Source organism: Paraburkholderia humisilvae (genome assembly GCF_902859855.1).
Lineage (GTDB): Bacteria > Pseudomonadota > Gammaproteobacteria > Burkholderiales > Burkholderiaceae > Paraburkholderia > Paraburkholderia humisilvae.
In genome coordinates this window covers 1-1,194 of sequence record NZ_CADIKH010000367.1, presented here as the reverse complement: position 1 = coordinate 1,194, position 1,194 = coordinate 1, and the positions used below count along the sequence as shown (strand labels likewise).

Genomic DNA, 1,194 nt, shown 5'->3' with positions numbered 1-1,194 from the left:
GGATGAAGCATACTTCGCCATGCTGCCAGCGATAAAATCGGCAGCTTGATTGCCTCAGCGATTCCACTTAAAAACTCGCGGATCCTGTCCGAACGAATGAGGCCACCTCTCTTTCTCCTTGGCCTTGATCGCATCGCTTACGTCTGCTAGCAGCGCACGAACATGCTCCTCTTCCCAAGCATATGATCGTTGATAAGCTGGCACCCGAAACCGTCGAGTTTTAAGGACGTTGCTGATCCCGTCTAGCTGGATGCTAATTTCTTGTGCTTGTGACACTGGTTTCTCGCAATGCCGTGCGTCGGCGTATGCATTTTTAGTATCTGTCGGCGAGCGCGCTTTCGGGCAAACGGAGCTGCGCGACGAACTCCGGTCGGCTATTTTATTCCGAATATCGCTACCAAAAAAAGAATCCGTTCCACTCGGACCGGCTTTATATAAAACATCGCGAGACGGAAATCAAGAAGCCAGCACTACCGCGCATCAAGGTCCGATCGTAGGCCAGCCGGCTCTGGTGCAAATAGTTTCGGCGAATCGGTTAAAGTAGCCGGCCGGCCATCAAACTGGTAGCCGGTGATGAGGTCTGGAGGGGCTGTTCGGTGGACGGCATTTTGATCGGGAGATCATCATTCTGTGTGTACGCTGGTACCCGAATGTGACTTTTACATTTCTAGGCTTTCTGTTTCGTCCGCGAAGGGTGCTAATCAGGTCTGGGCGGCTCTCAACGAGCTTTCTGCCCGGCGTGAGTCCTGCTGCTCTGAAACGGATGAGCCAGGTGGCGCGACGGCGGCGGTTGCCCCGTCAAACATCAGGGTCACTGGTCGATCTAGCCGAGCAATGTAATCCCACGATAGGTGGCCGGTGGAACTACTACGGGGCCTTCTACCGGAAAGCCATGCACGGACTACCTTCCGCGTCGATCTGTCATCGCGAGATGACGGAAGAATGGCTGGGACGAGCCGTGTAAATCGAGAGGTTTACGCACGGTTCTGTGGGCGGCTGGTGGTGAAATTCCACCGGCCGCCCCGGCAGCCGTATGACGCGCGAGTGTCACGTACGGTTCTGAGAGAGACTTCGGGCGCAATTCCTAGTCTTACTGTGTCAGTGCGACGTGAAGTCGCGTAGAGGATTGTTTCACCTGGCTGCGGCCAGGAAGGAAACCGATTGTTCCGTCAATCGTAACCTACCGGTGCATGC

1 pseudogene is annotated in these 1,194 nt (G+C 55.0%); it reads left to right on the top strand.

The annotated features are described in order from the left end of the window. Window positions 1-580: 580 nt before the first annotated feature. A pseudogene (locus tag HV796_RS46395) lies at window positions 581-646 on the top strand (IS6 family transposase); the annotation flags it as partial. Window positions 647-1,194 lie beyond the last annotated feature (548 nt).